Below are 16,467 nucleotides of genomic sequence, written 5' to 3'. Positions count from 1 at the left end.
AAAACCCCTGATGGGGCTGAGGTAAGTAGCCTGCTTTTCCTTGCAAACAAAAGCAGTCTGGATATACTAAAGGCCAGTCCGTAGGGAATCGGACTGGCCTTCAGCTTTCTCTTCCAGCGGTAGGAATCCGGCTTCTAGAGAAGGCTCGCAACCTGAAGGAGATGGGATTAGGGGAACCATCTGGAAATCTTCAGGTCTTGAGCTACTTGAACGGGTTCGCGGACCGTTCAGTAATCACTCGCACCTTTAGAGGTAGTTATAACTATATGCCAATTTCTCAGTTAATGCACCCTGAGAATCAAAAAAGACGAATTATTTCGGAAGACACCTGATCGGTTTCCATGCTCAGGCAAGCATAGGGTCTGGTCAGGGCTTTCTTGTAGGTATAAACCTGTTAGGGGCGTGCAGCAAACCTTTCAATCAGGTCCACCTGGCCAGAGACAATCAATAAATCGCGAGAAGAAACCCGGGTATCGGGCGTCGCATAGGTAATTTCTTCACCCGGCGATTTCACTCCCACGATGGTCACCCCGTATTTAGACCGCACATCAGACTCTGCCAGGGTGAAGCCATGGGTCTCCTTGGGAGGGTACATTTTGACGATGGCAAAGTCGTCATCGAACTCGATGAAGTCCAGTAGGCGCCCTGAGACTAGGTGGGCTGCTCGCACCCCCGCATCCGATTCCGGGTAAACAACCCGGTGTGCTCCAATACGGGAGAGGATCTTGCCATGGGAAGGGGTGATAGCTTTAGCCCAAATACGTTCGATGCCCAGGTCCACCAAGTTGGCGGTAATGAGCACCGAGGCCTCCACCGAGGTACCCACACCTACCACCGCGGCGGTAAAGTCCTGAGCACCTAGCTGGCGCAGGGCATTCATATCGGTGGCATCGGCCTCAACCACGTGGGTGAGGTCGCCCGACCATTTCTGCACCAGCACCGGATCTTTCTCAACGGCCAGCACTTCCTTGTTCTGGCGAACGAGCTGGGCAGCGGTAGCCGAACCAAAGCGTCCTAGGCCAATCACCAGCACAGGGGCACTATGGGCGGGGCGGAAATCTTTTCTAGCCAATGATGGGCCTTTCTTCGGGGAATTTGTAGAGGCGGCGGCGGGAGCGCATGGCCAGGCCGGTAGCTATGGTAATGGTGCCGATACGGCCGATCAGCATGAGGATGGAGAGAATATAGGTTCCGGACGGTGGCAGCTCGGCTGAGAGCCCGGTGGATAGGCCGCAGGTCGCGTAGGCTGAGATAACCTCAAAGAGGGCCCTGTCAAGGCCGACCTGGCCGATGAGCATAATAGCGGTGGTGCCTGCCAGCACAAACACGAAGCTCATCATAATCACGGAGATAGCGATACGGAGGACAGCATCGGGAATGGTGCGGTTGAAAGCCACGACGAACTGGTCGCCGCGTGCTTCTGCCAGGATCGCCAGGAAGACCACGGTGATGGTGGTGATTTTGATACCGCCTGCGGTGGACGCCGAGCCGCCGCCGATGAACATGAGCACGTCGGTCAGCAGCATGGTGACCGGGTGAATATCTGCCATATCGACCAGGTTGAAGCCGCCCGAGCGCGTCATAATCGAGGCGAAAGCGGCATTGAGCATCTTATCGCCTACTCCCATAGTGCCGATGGTGCGGTCGTTGCCCCACTCTAAAGCACCCCACGCGAAAGATCCCAGAAAGAAGAGTGCCAGGGTGCCAATAATGGTGAGCTTGGCATTGAGATTCCACTTGCTAAAGCGCAGGTTATTGCGCAGAACCAGGATGACGGGGAAGCCTAGGGAGCCGACCATAACCCCCAGGGCGATGGGGAAAAGAATCCAGAGGTCGTGGCCGTAAGGCACGATGCCATCGGAGTGGGGAGTAAAACCGGCATTGTTGAAGGATGACACCGCATAGAAGACACCGTGCCAGACTGCCTGCCAGAGGGGCTCACCCAGCACAAGGAAGCGGGGGACCAGGGTAAAGGCAATCAGGGCCTCGATGGCAATGGAGGTGAAAGCCACGGTGCGCAGTACGGAGCCAACCTCACCCAGGCGTCCGATATTGAGGGACTCCTGGGCGATAATCTTGGACCGCAGGCCCAGCTTGCGGCCTACCGCCAGGGCCAAGATCGAGGTCAGGGTCAGGGTTCCCAGACCGCCAATCTGTGACCCTAAGAGAATCATGAGCTGGCCGAAGAAAGTCCACTGCTCGGCGGTGGATACCGTGGTGAGACCGGTGACGGTCACGGCACTTGTAGCCGTAAAAACGGCGTGATGAAACTCCACCTGCTGGCCATCGCGTGATGCCCAGGGGGTGTAGAGCATGAGCGAGAAGAAGACAATGACCAGCAAGAAGGCCGCGATGGCAATTCGGGAGGACGAGGAACCAAAGAGGCGGTCTACCAGGTCGCGTAAGCGCGCTGCCCGGGCCTGGAAAGCAGCCGAAAACTTAACAATCTGAAGGAGCTGCTGGTATTCCAGTTGCCCCTGCTCCATGGCGTCCAGAACCCGCTTGCGCTCTTGGACCTTGCGCACAATTTTGCCCACGTTCTTCACCTCGCTTTCTTCTGCCGTCTCTAGCGTAGTCTGCGTGTCATGTATGCGGGGTGTGGTGCCCACAGAGTTTTTATGTGTTTAATGGTAAGTGTGACTCAACTTACCAAAGGAGGTAGTGCTGGTGGCTATCATCGACAGCCTCACGCCCACCGACGTGCGTGTGCTCTGGACTCCCGCCATGGCCAACTACTATTTTGGCGACTATCACCCCATGCACCCCTCGCGGTTGGACGCAACAGCCTCCCTAGCGCGGGACCTTGGGATTTTTGACCTCCCGCAGGTAGAGCTTGAAGAACCTGAAATCGCCACCGTGCACCAGCTCATGCTGGCCCATGACTACCCCTATATCGACGCGGTTCAAAAAATCAGCGCCGACCCCACGCTGATCATCGCCAGCTGTGGCCTGGGCACCGAAGACACCCCCGGGTTTGAGGGGGTGCACGAGGCGTCCGCCCGACTTGCCGGTGGCACCTATCAGGCTGCAGAAGCTATCTTGAGCGGTAAGGTCAAGCACGCCGTTAACTTCGGCGGGGGCATGCACCACGCCTCACGTGATCACGCCAGCGGCTTTTGTATCTATAACGATTGCGCCGTGGGCATAGCCCGCCTGCTTGAAGCGGGAGTGCAACGGGTCGTCTACATCGATGTGGACGCCCACCACGGGGACGGTACGCAAAGTATCTTCTGGGATAACCCTAATGTCATGACCATTTCCCTGCACGAGAGCGGCATGACTCTCTTTCCTGGTACAGGTTTCGCCAACGAAGTGGGCCCCGAAGGGTTGGCTGCCGGAACCTCGGTTAACATCGCCATGCCCGAAAGCACTACCGATTCAGGGTGGCTTCGAGCTTTTGATGCGGTGGTCCCTAGCCTACTGCGGCAGTTCCAGCCCGAGGTAATCGTCAGCCAGCACGGCTGCGACTCCCACCTGGCCGATGACATGTCGCACCTGAACATCAGCATTAACGGGCAGCGGGAAATTGCCGCCCATATCTCCTTGCTGGCGGACGAGCTCTGTGAGGGTCGCTGGATTGCCACCGGGGGAGGGGGCTACTCCATCTACAACGCTGTGCCCCGCTCTTGGAGCCACCTTATTGCGGTGGCGGCCGGCCAGCCCCTCGACATAAATATGCCCACGCCGGAATCGTGGCAGGCTTATATGCTTGAAAAGTACGGGACCAAAGTGCCCACCATGATGGGGGATCCCGTGGACCTCTGGTGGTACTCCTGGGAGGTTGGCTACGACCCGGCCAGCAGTGTGGACCGCAGCATTATGGCCACCCGCAAGGAAGTATTCCCCCTCTGGGGGCTTGATCCCTGGTATGACTAGGCCGGTATAGGGGCGGGTCACCGGGCCCGGCAGATGGCCCTGTACGTTGGCTTTTAGTCTGAGTGCTAGCTGGGCATAGACGAAGAGTGTCCCCATTTCTGCTGGTCAAACATGCAATTGTGGGTATATATGTGTAAAGATGTCAGTATGAAAGACGACGTATTTGCTGTTATCGCCGACCCCACGCGGCGACACATCCTCCAGGCACTAGCCGTCGAACGACTAGCCGTTGGCGAACTGGTTGAGGAGCTGGGCGTCAGCCAGCCCACCGTATCTAAGCACCTCAAGGTACTACGCACCGCCGGTCTGGTCGAAACCGAAGCCGTAGGCCAGAAGCGTTTCTACTCCCTTACCCCCGCGCCTCTAGCTACCGTCACCGACTGGGTCGACGGCCTGCTCGCTGCCCCCGCAGCCGAGACCGCCCCCGCCCTCGAAGCAGTACCTGCCGCCGAGGCTACCTCTGTTGCTCACGAGAGCCCCGAGCCTGCCCCTGAGGCAAACCCTGCTGCGCCTGAAACTACCTCTGTTCCCGAGGCGCAGGAGGAGGCGTCCGCCCCGGCCGTCGACGTGCCCCACCCCAACACCGCGGGTATTACCTTCACCCCCCTGACCCCCTTTACTCCCGTGCTCGATAACCGGGTGGACGAAGAGGCTGTGGAGAACCAGGCGCCTGCCAATGTAGAGCAGGACGCCGTCAGCGACCAAGTACGCCAGCTCGCACAGAGCCTGAGCTTGGGCACCAAAGATGAGGAGCCCATTAGCTTCAAAGTACCCACCCCTGAGCAGGTCATTGCCCAAGAGGTAGCGGCCAAGGCAAGTGATGAACAGGCCCATAAGCAGGCCCACAAGCAGGCCGGTGGTGAAGAGGGCGACGACCGTGGCCTGCTGGCCAAGCTCACCCGCTGGGGTCGCCGCAGCTCCCGCTAGGCCCTTGCCCACCAACCGCTAGTTTCAAAGGACACCACAAGACTGTATGGCACACCATCAGCAGCTTCTCGACTGGATCGAGAACGAACTGATTAACCAGACCCTGCACCTGGGCGATAACTTGCCCGACGACAGGGTGCTGGCCCGTGAGGTGGGTATCAGTCAGAACCACATGCGGGAGAGCCTCAAGCACTGCGAAGAAATCGGGGTGCTCAGGCTCTACGAGGGGCGGAAAAAGAGCATTATCGCCCAGCTGGTGCGGGAACCGGCGGCCTCGGCAGGGCCAGCCGTCAGCCTCTATCTGGCCAGCTCCCTCTCGCCCCGCCAGGATTTGCTGGCAACCTGCCTGCTGCTTGAAAACCACGCCCTCACAGGGCCCGACTACGACCAGTCAGCCTTCGAAGAGCTAGACCGCATCGTGGAGGCCATGCAGGACGACGCTACCAGCCTGAGCGACTTTCACGAGCTCGAAGCGGATTTCCATATCCAGCTGGGAAGACTCTCTGGCAACGCCCTGATTTCTGCCCTCTTGGCGACCCTGCGTGACGCCATGATCGAGGCCCGCTTCGAGCTGGTCAGCCAGGTTCCCTTGTGGAGCGCTACCGCCTCGCGCCTGCGTATGGAGTATCGGGCTATCGTCGATGCCGCCCGATCTGGCGACGCCGCCCTCGCCCAGACCCTGCTCAGGGCCAACTTGCAAGAGCGTTTTGCTGAAGCGGGCCACCCGGTCGATTTTGAGACCCCGACTAGGGAAGCGGGCAGCATCAACCTTGAACCCATCGAGGTTGAGACCCAGGAGCTGGTGCCCGATACCTGGGGCGGGCCCATTGAGCCTGAGCTCTTTGAAGCCCTTACCAGCATCCAGCCCATGCATGCCGCCCCTGCAAGCGCTCAGCCCCCTACCGGGAGCGCAACCCGCCGCAGGCGAGGGACGGTGAGCCCGGTCGTCCGCGCCGCTAGCTCTGCCGCCAGCCCTGACCCCGGGGCAGCAGCCCCCAAGAAGCCCGAGGGGCCCACGGCCAGCGAGGCTCCCCAGTTGGAGGGTACAAGGGAAGAAACTGCCCGTGACGCCGGTGAAGCTGCAGCTCCACTGGGCGGCAGGAACCAGCCCGCTAAAAAGCGTTTTGACGTGGCTGGCTACTTTGGCTTCCGCAAAAGCGCCCCTGCCCAGCAGGAGGCTGGAGGGGCTCGCGACCCCCACGCTGCAGAACCTGCCAGGGCAGTGGAAGAAGATTCGGGTGAAGATGCCGCAGCGGCCCTGCGCGAGGGCTACGAATACGCCACCAGTGACCGCTAGAGGGTAGATAAAACGAGAAAATGCTCTCACTTGCCGGTGAACAGTCGGCGAAAAGCCCTGTTTGCCTGTAGGCTTGGGAGAGAGCGTTTTTTCACGCCGAGGGTATTGCTATGCCCTTTATGCGTGCTTTGGAGCGTTTATACCGGTATAGCGCCCGGATAGCTACCGACCGACCGCCCTCGGGTGGTTGCTGTCGGCCGGGTATCGACCACTATTTAATAAGTGAGGTGAATCCAATGGGTTCAGTTATCAAGAAGCGCCGCAAGCGTATGTCTAAGAAGAAGCACCGCAAGCTTCTTCGCAAGACTCGCCACCAGCGCCGCAACAAGAAGTAAATTCTTCACCGCGAGCCCCGCACCTGTTTCGGTGCGGGGCTCGCGCTGTATCACCGGACTTTTCGGTGCGGACGCTCCCGCTCGCCTCGCGGGGGAGCGGCGGGTTAGAGTGGAGCAATGGCTACACCACTGATTGAACTGCTGACTAAGCCCGGCTGCCACCTGTGCGAAGCTGCCCGGGAGACTACTGGCCAGGTGGCAGGCAGCTACGGGCTGACCTACACAGAAATCAACGTTGAAGAGCACCCCGACCTGTTGGAGCGTCACCGCACCGAGATCCCGGTGCTGCGGGTTGATGGCGAGGTCAAGGACTTCTGGCAGGTCAATGCTAAGCGCCTGGCGAAGATTATTGAGAAGAAACTGGCGGAGTAAACCGGCGGGGTTGCTGGTTAGCGCTTACTGACTAGGTTTGAGAGACTAGAGATATGAATACTTCTTCGGCAACTGTCACCGTGCACCTGATGCGCCACGGCGAGGTGCATAACCCCGACCGTATCGTGTATGGGCGTCTGCCCAACTACCACCTGTCTGAGACGGGGCAGAAGATGGTACGCCTATCTGCCGAAGAGTTCAAGCGCAGCGCGGACGCCGGTGCCAACATCGTGCACCTGGTCTGCTCCCCGCTCACCCGCACCCGCGAGTCGGCTGCCCCCATCGAGGAACTGCTGGGCCTGGTCGCCCAGCCCGATGAGCGCGTGATTGAGGCCGGGAACTATTTTGAGGGCCTGCACGTGAATAAGCAGGAGCTCTTGAACAACCCCCGCCACTGGAAGCACCTGCTTAACCCCCTGCGTCCGTCCTGGGGTGAACCCTACCGGGACCAGGTGGAGCGTATGGCTGAGGCTATTAAGGACGCCGCCCGCACCGCCTACGAAAAGGGCGGGGACGGCGCTGAAGCAATTATTGTCTCGCATCAGCTACCCATCTGGATGGCCCGCACCTCTGTAGAGGGTGGGGCGCTGCCGCACGACCCGCGCAGCCGCCAGTGCAATTTAGCTTCCATTACAAGTTTTACCTTCCCCAATATTTTCGCCCCTGGCAAGCCTAAACTCTCCTATGTTGAGCCTGCTGCCGAACTCTATTCAGGTGTTATTCAGTTACCGGGGTCATAATGGCACCGACTGCAAGCGCACATTACACTGACCTGAAAGACCTGTAATTCATGTCTACCTCTTTCCCTGCCCGCGTCAGCCGTAAGCAGGCCCTGAGCATCGCCGCTTTAGGAACTGTTGGCCTGCTCTCTGCCTGCTCATCAAGCCAGGACTCCCTGGCTGCTCAAGCAGATGCCGGAGACTCCAAGGGCTACATCGCCGGTGATGGTAGCGTCACCGAATATGCCGCAGGTGAGCGCGGTGAACCCGTTGACTTCGAAAGCGAACTTTTTGACGGTACCGTCGTCTCAGCCGCAGACCTGCGCGGTAAACCCGTGTTGCTGAACTTCTGGTACGCCGGGTGCGCCCCCTGCCGTGTTGAAGCTCCCTGGCTCAACGAACTGCACGACACCTACGGCGAGAAAGTTGCCTTCTACGGGGCCAACGTGCGCGACGAAAAAGGTACCGCCGAGGCCTTTGAGAAGAACTTCTCCGTGCCCTACCCCTCCTTCCGCGACGTGACCGGCAAGGTGCTGCTTGCCATGAGCAAGTACGTGCCTGCCCAGGCGGTGCCGACCACGGTCGTCCTCGACGCTGAAGGACGCGTAGCGGCCCGTATTCTGGGGCAAATCGACAAGTCTGTGCTGGGCACCCTGCTCGAAGACCAGGTCAGTGCCTAGTTTCGGCAATATCGTTCTCGACGGCTCCCTCTGGCTCGCCCTGCCCCTTGCGGCACTGGCGGGCCTGGTCTCGTTTGCCTCCCCCTGCGTACTACCGCTGGTGCCGGGCTACCTGGGCTACGTGACCGGCCTATCGGGGGGAGAGATGAGCCCCCGCCGCCGCAACCTGCGCATGGTCACCGGTATCGGCCTGTTCGTGCTGGGCTTCTCCTTTATCTTCGTGCTCATGTCTGTGGTCTTAGCCCAGCTGGGGGCGGCCCCCTGGCTGCGTGGGCAGGGCTGGGTCAACCTGGTGCTGGGTCTGCTGGTGATTGTGATGGGTCTGGTCTTCATGGGCCGCTTCGACTTCTTCCAGCGCGACCGCAAAATTGAAGCCAAACCTCCGGCCGGCCTCTGGGGCGCCCCGATTCTGGGCATCACCTTCGGTCTGGGCTGGGCCCCCTGTATCGGCCCGACCTTCGCGGCCGTGCAGACCCTGGTCTACACCGGGGGCTCCGATAACACCAAGGCGGTGCTTCTGACCCTGGCCTACTGCTTGGGGCTAGGGATTCCCTTCCTGCTCGTAGCGCTGGGCGTTGCCCGCGGCGTCAACACCATGGGCTGGGCCCGCCGAAACCGACTCCTACTCCAGCGCCTGGGCGGCATCATGCTCATCATCATCGGCCTGCTTCTGGCGACCGGCCTCTGGACGCAGCTGATGTCCTGGTTCCAGGCCAGCATGCCGGTCTACGAACTCCCCATCTAAACACACCCCCACACTGACGCACCGAACCGAAGATAGCAAGGAAAACATGGCAGAGACTCAGGACGCCCCGGCCTTAGGCCCGCTGGAAATGCTCCGCTGGGCATGGACGCAGCTGACCAAGATGAATACCGCTCTCTTCCTGCTGCTCATGCTGGCGGTCGCCGCTGTGCCCGGTTCGGTCTTTCCCCAGCGTATTCAGGACCCCGCCGCTGTAGCCGACTACATTGAGGTGCACCCCACCTGGGGCCCTATCGCTGATAAGCTCCAGCTCTTTGATGTCTTCTCGTCGGTCTGGTTTGCGGCTATCTATATTCTGCTTTTTGTGTCCCTGATTGGCTGCGTGCTTCCCCGCGCTACCAAGCACTATCAGGCCATGCGGTCAGGGCCCGCCCGCACCCCCAAGAACTTCTCCCGCCTACCCCAGCACCGCACCCTCACCATTCCGGTAGGCGCGGGTGCCGGGGAGCTAACAGCCTCCCGCGCTATTGAGGACGCTGCGGCCGTGCTGAAAAAGCGCCACTACCGTATCGAGGTGCGCGAAGAAGCTCCGGGAGTCGTGAACGTTGCTGCTGAACGCGGCTACCTGCGCGAACTGGGAAACATTCTCTTCCACCTGGCCATGATCGGCGTGCTGATTGCGGTAGCGCTTGGCTCCCTCTTTGGCTACAGCGGCCAGCGCGTGGTGACCGAGGACGAAACCTTCGTCAACTCCCTGGTTGCCTATGACTCCTTCAGCCCCGGCACCAACTACAACCCCGACTGGCTGGTGCCCTACTCAGCCACCCTCAACAACCTGACCGTCGAATACGACCGTCAGGAAGGCTCACCCACCTACGGCTCAGATATCAACTACGAAGCTGACTTCACCCTCACCAGTGCAGACGGTGAACAGCGCGAGCAGACCCTCAGAGTCAATGAACCCATCTACTTTGAGGGAACCTCTATCTACCTGCTGGGCAACGGTTACTCGCCGGTCGTCCGTATCACCAACACTGACGGCTCTGTTGCCTACGAGGGGCCCGTGGTGGGCCTACCCTCGGGCCGTAGCTACCTCTCATCTATCGTGCTGAAGGTTCCGGACGCCCACCCCGACCAGCTGGGCTTCGTCGGCATGTTCCTGCCCACCGGCGAACGCACCACCGGTAGCGCCCCCACCTCTATCGACTCAGACCTGCTCAACCCCATGCTGGTGCTCCAAAGCTACGCGGGCGACCTCGGGCTTGATAACGGCGTGCCCCAGAACGTATACGTACTCGACGTTGATAGCCTGACCCCGCTCAACACCATGGCCGCCGGTAACGGTATTGTGCTCGATGCCAGCAACAACACCGCCACCCTGCCCGATGGTCACGGAACTATCGAATTCCTGGGTGTTAAGCGCTACGCTGGCATTGAGATCAGGTCAGACCCCGGCCGTCCGATCGCCCTGGTCTCAGCAACCCTACTCTTTGGCGGCCTGCTGATCTCGGTCTTCGTAGCCCGCCGCCGCGTCTGGGTACGAGCCACCGAAAGCGGCACCGGGGCAGACCGCGTGCTCACCGTCGAATACGGCCTCCTGGCCCGCGGCGAAGACCCCCGCCTCGCCACCGAAGCCGACAAACTCACCGACCTCTTCGCAGAGCGGTGGGGACTAGAATTTGATGAAGCCTAACCTACCCACCGCCTACTCCGGGGCAACCCGGCCGGGCACCGGCGTCCGCGCCCTACCTCAACCTGTAAAGTGAGAACACCATGTCAGAAGTCAACATTGAGCTCGCCCGCTGGAGCGAACTCTTTATGTACCTTGCGGCAATCACCTACATGGTGGCTTTCGTTGCCTTTGCCTGGGACGTCGCTGCCCACTCCCGCACCACCAAACGCCTTGAAGCTGCCACGGCCCCCGAAGCTGAAAAGGAACTCGTAGGTGCCGGTGCCCGCGTCAAAAACGCCCGCTCAGCTCGCATTAGCGGCACCGAGCAGGGCACCGGCGAACGAGGCATGGGCTACAAGAAATCAGCAGCCGCCAAGATCGCCGGTCACGTCGCCGACTCAGAGATGCGCTACGGTAGCGGCGAACGCCGACCCGCCGCCCGCGCCGGTGTGGTCATTCTGGCCCTGGGCTGCCTGATTCACCTGGCCGGTGTGCTCTCCCGCGCCTTTGCCGCTAACCGCGTGCCCTGGGGTAACATGTATGAATTCTGCACCACCGGCGCCCTGCTCGTGGTCGTGGTTTACCTGGGCTTCCTGATCTTCCGAGACCTGCGTTTTGTGGGGACCCTGGTATCTGGCCTGGCCCTGACCATGATGACCGCAGCCACCATCGCCTACCCCACCCCCGTAGGTCAGCTGGTGCCCGCTCTCCAGTCCTACTGGCTAGTGATTCACGTATCCATCGCGGTGCTGGCTTCCGCCATCTTCACCATCACTTTCGCCATGGCAATCCTGCAGCTGGTGCAGACCGCCCGCGAACGTCAGATCATCGAGGGCACCGACAGCTCCCTGGTGCGCCTGGGCTTCATGCGTCTGATTCCCTCGTCCACCGCCCTCGAAAACTTCTCCTTCCGCCTCAACACCGTAGGTTTTGCCATGTGGACCTTCACCCTGGGCGCCGGTGCCATCTGGGCAGAAAAGGCCTGGGGCCGCTACTGGGGCTGGGATACTAAGGAAGTCTGGACCTTCATCATCTGGGTGGTCTATGCCGCCTACCTACACGCCCGCGCCACCCGCGGCTGGTCGGGCCCGCCCAGCGCCTGGCTCTCCATCGCAGGCTACCTCTGCATCATCTTTAACTTCACCGTGGTCAACGTCTACTTCTCGGGTCTGCACTCCTACTCGGGTCTGTAGGATTTATCGCTGACGCTTTTCCACAGGTTTAGAAAGCCCCCGCACCTTGTGTGCGGGGGCTTCTGCGTAAGCGTTGTTCGGTAATAAACAACAAAAGTCTTGAAACCTATCTAGGTAGATGTTGTACTTAGATACAGAAGGAGGTGTTCATGAAACCCACCACCTACCCGCCGGCCCTGGTACGGGCAACCCTGCCCACTGCCGTCCTCGCCTGCCTAGAGCAGGATGACCTGCACGGCTACGGCCTGGCTACCCGCCTGGAAGAGCTGGGGTACGGACGCCTACGCGGCGGCTCCCTCTACCCGGCGCTGTCCAAACTGGAGGAAGCCGGGTACGTCACCACCACCTGGACGGAAGGGGAGAGCGGCCCCGCCCGCCGCCAATACCGGCTCACGGACGCAGGTGCTCGCCAACTCGCCGAGGAGCGGGCCACCCTGGCCCGGCTGACCAGCGTCCTTGGAGCCTAAACCGCCGGAAGTGTTTCAACATGACTCAAGGAGGAGACATGGCAAACAACCCCTACGAACGCCTGACCGCCGCAATCGAAGAAGCCAGCGACAACCCGGCAGACAAAGACTGGGTACAAACTGCCTTTGCGACCCTCGCTACAAACGGTGTCAAAGCAGTCACCAGCGAAAGCGCCATCAACCGTGTCATTAGACAGGTCGCAGAAAGCGGCGAAAGCGCCACGGACCTCTACGGTAGCCCTCATGAATGGGCCGCAGAAAAAATTACCACCTGGCGGGAAAAAGGAACCCAGGTATTTTCCAAAGACGAGCCATGGGCCCTCAAAGAAGTAATGGTGGCAGGTTTCTTCACAGGGGCATTCTTTAGCATCCTTTTCTGGGTGGTCAGCGTACTACCCAGCGATAGGCCAAGCTCCCAGCCGCTGGGCTTCTATCTTCTTCCCGGGGCCTTGGGCATGCTTTTTCTTGCTCAGCTCGTTACCTTCCAACATAGCCGTAAAAAATTTGGCTTTACCGCTGCCGTACTTCTGACAGTGCTCGTTATTCTGGCTGGCTCAGCAGCCATCGGGCTTGGTTTATTTGCCTCCTACGAGGTTTTCACCCAGCGCTTTCCCAGCTGGGCCCACCTAGTGGCTGCCCTGGGGTTGGGTGTTTTGGGAACAGCTGCGGGCTTCCTGCTGCCCTCACCCCCGCAGGTTACAGGTCTAGATGAGGAAGAAGATTACCAGGACGATGAAACCTGGCTTGCTCGATTCAAGCAGGAGCTGAGGGGGCGTGGCGATATCTCAGACGCTCGCGTGCGCGAAGAAGTTTCCAGGGTCAAAGAGCATGCGTATGAAAGCGGTAGTAGCTACCTGGAAGAATTCGGCCACCCGGTAGTCTATGCCCGTTCCCTCTCAGAACAAAAGAAGGTCAGACCCTACCGGCTTTACCTGCACTCCCTACTCATGCTCGCGATATTCGGTCTATGGGGCTACGGACTTTACACGACCGATGACTACGCTAGCTTGACCTGGCGCCTGCCACTCCTAGTTGTCATTGTCATCGGGGGTGTACTTGAAACTAGAAGGCACTACCGGGCCTACCGCCAGGCCAAAGCGCAGGCCAGCTCATTCTGACGCTGGGCGATCCTTATCGTCCGTGGGGCCGGTAGCCTCGTCGCCCTGCCCGGGAGCCTGCTTGCCAGGGGCAGGGCCCTGCCCACCGGCGTCCTTACGGTTCTTGCGCTGCTGCCACTCGGCGTCCTGGCGCTCGCGCCGGGCCCGGGCTTCAAGGAACTTCAAAAACTCAGGGTCATCATCGGGAGCCACCAGCGGTTTGGTAGTAGGCGCCCCAAAAGACCCGTGGCGCGACCCGCGCGGCCGCCCCAGCCAGAACCACAGCACCGACCCCAGCAGCGGAAAGAGCACCAGCACAGCAAGCCAGGCCCCCTTGGGCAGGGTGCGAACGCGCAAACGGTCGGTCTGGGCGGCATCCAGAATCGAATAAATCCATACGCCCAGCAGAAGAGCGGCGCCGCCAATAATCAAAATAGCTCTACCCATACCACCATTTTTCCATGAACAGGCCCGCCCGCCCCTCTTTGTGCGCTCACAGCGTGCCAGCTGAGCAGGTGCCCGCCGCGCAGACCCTGCCCGCAGCGGGTTGGGTAGAATGAAGGGGTGAATTTTCTGAAGTACTCCCTGCTCCGCCTGCTGTTCTCAGCTGCCGCCTTCTTCGCCTCCTACTACTTTGGCGTGGGCTTCATCCTGGCCATCATCTTCGGCGCGCTCATCGGCTTCGCCATCTGCTACCTGGCCTTCCCCCGCCTGCACGACGCCGCAGCTGCCGACTTTAACCGGATGATTCGCCGCAAGAACAAGCCCAAGAAAACGACCGTTGAAGACGAAAACCAGGCGATTGAAGACGAGCTGGACGAAGCAGCCCGCCGCAGCCAGGGCCTTTAGTAGCCGGTAAAGACGGTGGCCCGCTCAGCAAAGATTTCAAGCGGGTGCAGGGCTACCGCTAGGGCAATGAGCAGTGAATAAATGAGGGCAATGATGCCAGCCTGCTTAAGCACCGGAATCAGGTCGCGGCCCAGGGCACCCGAGAGCACCACCAGGGCCGAGCGCACCACCGGACCAATCAGAATAAAGGCCAGGGCGTACCAGGGGTTCTGCGGAACCAGCAGGGCGGTCAGGGCCAGACCCAGGCCCATCTCTACAGCGTAGGTGATGCGCGAAGCGCGGTCGCCCAGGCGCACAGCCAGGGTCTTCTTACCCGCCTCAATATCGGTGGGAATATCGCGTACGTTATTAGCCATCAGCAGGGCACAGGAGAAAAGCCCCAGGGCGACGGCGAAGACCCAGGAGCTCAGGGTCAGCTGGTTGCTCTGGGTAAACATGGTGCCGAGGGTGGCGACCAGGCCAAAGTAGATAAAGACGAAAATATCGCCCAGGCCCATGTAACCGTAGGGGTGCTTGCCGCCGGTGTAACCCCAGGCCGCCAGCACGGCCGAGGCACCGATGGCCAGGAACCACCACTGCTGCGAGAGCATAATCAGGGCCAGCCCGCTCAGGCCGGCCAGACCGAAGCATATAAAGGCCGCCATCTTCACATGGGAGGGCTTGGCTACGCCCGAGCCGACCAGGCGCAGGGGGCCCACGCGGACCTCGTCCGTGCCCTTAATTCCATCGGAGTAGTCGTTGGCGTAGTTGACGCCCACCTGTAGGAAGAAGGCCACGAGGAAGGCCAGTAGGGCGCGGACGGGCTTGAACTGGTGCACCTCGTAGGCGGCTGCAGAACCAGCAATGATAGGAGCTGCCGCCAGGGGGAGCGTGCGCAGACGCGCCCCTTCAATCCACTGTGCAACCGTTGCCACTGTTATGCTCCTTATCAACCCAGGTTTCGATGTGGCGTCGCTACGCCACAAATACACACCATTCTCTCACTTTTTAGCGGTGGGCGCCCGCTAGTGGCCGCGTGACCTACCCCGGTTTGCCGGCTGGGCTTTCCACGCTTCGGCAAGGAGCACCTGGACGGCTCGACGGTCAGGCTTGCCGGTGGGAAGAGTCGGCAGGTCAGGGAGCACCTCAACGAGTTTGGGGGCGGACGCTGCCCCCAGCTTTTCTGCCACCAGCTGAGGGAGGGCGTCCGCAAGCACAGAAGCGCGTGCGCTGTTGCCCGCCACCAGGGTGACGGCGGCGGTGATGGCGGTACCCCAGCGGGCATCTGGAACCCCGGCCACCAGGGCCTCGCGCACAGCCGGGTGGCTTTCGAGGGCGGTAGCTACGGCTGCCGCGCTGGTTTTGATACCGCCGGAAATGAGCACGTCGTCGGCGCGACCCGCTACGGTGAGGGCTCCGGTGCGCAGGTCTTGGGTGCCCAGATCGTCGGTGCGGTACCAGCGGGTGCCCAGGTCGTCTACAAAGAAGTGGGCGGCGGTGCGTTGAGGGTCATTGGCGTAGCCGCTGGCGATGGTTGGCCCGCCCAGCCAGATGCGCCCGGGAGCTTGTGGGTCGGCGGCATCGGCTTCTATCTGCACGCGGACGCCCGGCAACGGCTTGCCCTCGTAGACGCAGCCCCCGGCGGTTTCGGCCGACCCGTAGGTGCGCACTACGGGGAGCTCCAGGGCGCGGGCGGTCGCGATGAGGTCGGCGCTGGCCGGTGCCCCGCCCAGCAGAATTGCAGAGAAAGAGCGCAGGGCCGCGAGGGTTTCTTCGCGGAGGGCACCCACCGGGGTTTCGAGCAGGCGGTGTAGCTGGGTGGGTACCAGGGAGACCAGCCGGTGCGGGGCTGAGAGTTTTTCGGCGGAGCTGACGAAATCCTGGGCCGTGAAGCGGGTGCCCTCGCTGACTGAATCGGTCAGGACGGGGGTGGTACCTGCCAGGGCAGACCTCGCCACCACCTGTGCCCCGGCAACGTACTGTAGGGGCAGAGCCAGGAGCCACTGGGCGCTGCTTGTCCCAGTGGCTGTTTCTGTGCCCTGAGCCGAAGCACGTAATGCTGAGGTAGAGAGTACCGTCTGCTTGGGGGTACCGGTGGAGCCGCTGGTCGTGACCACCAGGGCGGGGGCGTCCTGCCCTCTCTCTAGCTCTGTAAAGCAGGTGCTGAAGGTGTACAGGGCTTCGGTGACCTGCTGGGTGGGGCTGGTGGGCTGATCTGCTCCGACGCGGACGACGCTGCCCGGCCCGGGCAGGGCAGGCGCGGGGAGTGGGGTAAGGGAATCTAGTGTCATGGCTCTTTTA

The 16,467-nt window shown here is 60.9% G+C and carries 18 protein-coding genes; 13 read left to right on the top strand and 5 right to left on the bottom strand.

The features are described from left to right. Positions 1-394: 394 nt before the first annotated feature. Complete coding sequence (locus ACRCJM_RS10380) at positions 395-1,072, bottom strand: potassium channel family protein (protein ID WP_431464837.1); 678 nt, start codon at positions 1,070-1,072, stop codon at positions 395-397. Then, positions 1,065-2,486, bottom strand: coding sequence for a TrkH family potassium uptake protein (locus ACRCJM_RS10375; RefSeq protein WP_431464841.1), 1,422 nt, complete (start codon positions 2,484-2,486; stop codon positions 1,065-1,067). Before ACRCJM_RS10375 ends, ACRCJM_RS10380 begins: the two co-directional genes overlap by 8 nt. Positions 2,487-2,724: 238 nt before the next feature. Between ACRCJM_RS10375 and ACRCJM_RS10370 the strand changes: the two genes are divergently transcribed. The 12 genes from ACRCJM_RS10370 to ACRCJM_RS10315 all read left to right on the top strand — a co-directional run bounded on the left by ACRCJM_RS10370 (position 2,725) and on the right by ACRCJM_RS10315 (position 13,359). Then, the gene (locus ACRCJM_RS10370) at positions 2,725-3,876 is read left to right on the top strand and encodes an acetoin utilization protein AcuC (RefSeq protein WP_237185270.1); all 1,152 of its coding nucleotides are present in this window, start codon (positions 2,725-2,727) and stop codon (positions 3,874-3,876) included. Positions 3,877-4,023: 147 nt separating this feature from the next. Then, positions 4,024-4,803: an ArsR/SmtB family transcription factor gene (locus tag ACRCJM_RS10365; protein ID WP_237185017.1), complete on the top strand. Its 780-nt coding sequence runs from the start codon at positions 4,024-4,026 to the stop codon at positions 4,801-4,803. A gap of 46 nt (positions 4,804-4,849) precedes the next feature. After that, the gene (locus ACRCJM_RS10360; RefSeq protein ID WP_431464836.1) at positions 4,850-6,100 is read left to right on the top strand and encodes an FCD domain-containing protein; all 1,251 of its coding nucleotides are present in this window, start codon (positions 4,850-4,852) and stop codon (positions 6,098-6,100) included. Positions 6,101-6,336: 236 nt separating this feature from the next. Beyond that, positions 6,337-6,435 (top strand): 30S ribosomal protein bS22, encoded by a 99-nt coding sequence (locus tag ACRCJM_RS10355; protein WP_005504750.1) that lies wholly within the window; start codon positions 6,337-6,339, stop codon positions 6,433-6,435. A gap of 117 nt (positions 6,436-6,552) precedes the next feature. Then, positions 6,553-6,807: a glutaredoxin family protein gene (locus ACRCJM_RS10350; protein WP_135012702.1), complete on the top strand. Its 255-nt coding sequence runs from the start codon at positions 6,553-6,555 to the stop codon at positions 6,805-6,807. A gap of 53 nt (positions 6,808-6,860) precedes the next feature. After that, positions 6,861-7,547 carry a histidine phosphatase family protein gene (locus ACRCJM_RS10345; protein ID WP_431464835.1) on the top strand — a complete coding sequence of 229 codons (687 nt, stop codon included), beginning with the start codon at positions 6,861-6,863 and terminating at the stop codon, positions 7,545-7,547. Positions 7,548-7,597: 50 nt separating this feature from the next. Next, positions 7,598-8,206 (top strand): TlpA family protein disulfide reductase, encoded by a 609-nt coding sequence (locus ACRCJM_RS10340; RefSeq protein WP_431464834.1) that lies wholly within the window; start codon positions 7,598-7,600, stop codon positions 8,204-8,206. Further along, positions 8,199-8,951: a cytochrome c biogenesis CcdA family protein gene (locus ACRCJM_RS10335; RefSeq protein ID WP_185174184.1), complete on the top strand. Its 753-nt coding sequence runs from the start codon at positions 8,199-8,201 to the stop codon at positions 8,949-8,951. Before ACRCJM_RS10340 ends, ACRCJM_RS10335 begins: the two co-directional genes overlap by 8 nt. A 46-nt stretch (positions 8,952-8,997) precedes the next feature. After that, on the top strand, positions 8,998-10,602 hold the full coding sequence (gene resB / locus ACRCJM_RS10330; RefSeq protein WP_431464833.1) for a cytochrome c biogenesis protein ResB: 1,605 nt from the start codon (positions 8,998-9,000) through the stop codon (positions 10,600-10,602). A gap of 80 nt (positions 10,603-10,682) precedes the next feature. Then, positions 10,683-11,774 (top strand): c-type cytochrome biogenesis protein CcsB, encoded by a 1,092-nt coding sequence (ccsB, locus tag ACRCJM_RS10325; RefSeq protein WP_431464832.1) that lies wholly within the window; start codon positions 10,683-10,685, stop codon positions 11,772-11,774. 149 nt (positions 11,775-11,923) lie between these two features. Further along, complete coding sequence (locus ACRCJM_RS10320) at positions 11,924-12,241, top strand: PadR family transcriptional regulator (RefSeq protein ID WP_431464831.1); 318 nt, start codon at positions 11,924-11,926, stop codon at positions 12,239-12,241. Between the two features lie 38 nt (positions 12,242-12,279). Next, on the top strand, positions 12,280-13,359 hold the full coding sequence (locus ACRCJM_RS10315; RefSeq protein ID WP_431464830.1) for a hypothetical protein: 1,080 nt from the start codon (positions 12,280-12,282) through the stop codon (positions 13,357-13,359). Here the strand turns inward: ACRCJM_RS10315 and ACRCJM_RS10310 are convergent. After that, complete coding sequence (locus ACRCJM_RS10310) at positions 13,351-13,785, bottom strand: PLD nuclease N-terminal domain-containing protein (RefSeq protein WP_431464829.1); 435 nt, start codon at positions 13,783-13,785, stop codon at positions 13,351-13,353. The two genes, ACRCJM_RS10315 and ACRCJM_RS10310, sit on opposite strands and share 9 nt — an antisense overlap. Positions 13,786-13,902: 117 nt before the next feature. Between ACRCJM_RS10310 and ACRCJM_RS10305 the strand changes: the two genes are divergently transcribed. After that, a complete protein-coding gene (locus tag ACRCJM_RS10305; protein ID WP_431464828.1) occupies positions 13,903-14,187 on the top strand; it encodes a DUF4229 domain-containing protein in 285 nt (94 codons plus the stop codon). On the opposite strand, the gene ACRCJM_RS10300 is transcribed toward ACRCJM_RS10305, so the two are convergent. Both ACRCJM_RS10300 and ACRCJM_RS10295 read right to left on the bottom strand, forming a co-directional pair. Then, positions 14,184-15,101 (bottom strand): 1,4-dihydroxy-2-naphthoate polyprenyltransferase, encoded by a 918-nt coding sequence (locus ACRCJM_RS10300; RefSeq protein WP_431464827.1) that lies wholly within the window; start codon positions 15,099-15,101, stop codon positions 14,184-14,186. The two genes, ACRCJM_RS10305 and ACRCJM_RS10300, sit on opposite strands and share 4 nt — an antisense overlap. Before the next feature lie 90 nt (positions 15,102-15,191). Then, entirely contained in the window at positions 15,192-16,457 is a 1,266-nt protein-coding gene (locus ACRCJM_RS10295; RefSeq protein ID WP_431464826.1) for an AMP-binding protein, read from the bottom strand. Positions 16,458-16,467: the final 10 nt, after the last annotated feature.

Origin of the sequence: Rothia sp. L_38 (genome assembly GCF_050689125.1) — a bacterium.
Classification (GTDB): Bacteria; Actinomycetota; Actinomycetes; order Actinomycetales; family Micrococcaceae; genus Rothia.
Note: the sequence above shows the minus strand (reverse complement) of the source record. Positions and strands in the feature narration are given on the sequence as shown.

Coding starts and splice junctions, on each gene's coding strand:
- ACRCJM_RS10375 (WP_431464841.1), bottom strand. CDS start 2,486: ATGGAGCAGGGGCAACTGGAATACCAGCAGCTCCTTCAGATTGTTAAG.
- ACRCJM_RS10370 (WP_237185270.1), top strand. CDS start 2,725: ATGGCCAACTACTATTTTGGCGACTATCACCCCATGCACCCCTCGCGG.
- ACRCJM_RS10365 (WP_237185017.1), top strand. CDS start 4,024: ATGAAAGACGACGTATTTGCTGTTATCGCCGACCCCACGCGGCGACAC.
- ACRCJM_RS10360 (WP_431464836.1), top strand. CDS start 4,850: ATGGCACACCATCAGCAGCTTCTCGACTGGATCGAGAACGAACTGATT.
- ACRCJM_RS10355 (WP_005504750.1), top strand. CDS start 6,337: ATGGGTTCAGTTATCAAGAAGCGCCGCAAGCGTATGTCTAAGAAGAAG.
- ACRCJM_RS10350 (WP_135012702.1), top strand. CDS start 6,553: ATGGCTACACCACTGATTGAACTGCTGACTAAGCCCGGCTGCCACCTG.
- ACRCJM_RS10345 (WP_431464835.1), top strand. CDS start 6,861: ATGAATACTTCTTCGGCAACTGTCACCGTGCACCTGATGCGCCACGGC.
- ACRCJM_RS10340 (WP_431464834.1), top strand. CDS start 7,598: ATGTCTACCTCTTTCCCTGCCCGCGTCAGCCGTAAGCAGGCCCTGAGC.
- resB (WP_431464833.1), top strand. CDS start 8,998: ATGGCAGAGACTCAGGACGCCCCGGCCTTAGGCCCGCTGGAAATGCTC.
- ccsB (WP_431464832.1), top strand. CDS start 10,683: ATGTCAGAAGTCAACATTGAGCTCGCCCGCTGGAGCGAACTCTTTATG.
- ACRCJM_RS10320 (WP_431464831.1), top strand. CDS start 11,924: ATGAAACCCACCACCTACCCGCCGGCCCTGGTACGGGCAACCCTGCCC.
- ACRCJM_RS10315 (WP_431464830.1), top strand. CDS start 12,280: ATGGCAAACAACCCCTACGAACGCCTGACCGCCGCAATCGAAGAAGCC.
- ACRCJM_RS10310 (WP_431464829.1), bottom strand. CDS start 13,785: ATGGGTAGAGCTATTTTGATTATTGGCGGCGCCGCTCTTCTGCTGGGC.
- ACRCJM_RS10295 (WP_431464826.1), bottom strand. CDS start 16,457: ATGACACTAGATTCCCTTACCCCACTCCCCGCGCCTGCCCTGCCCGGG.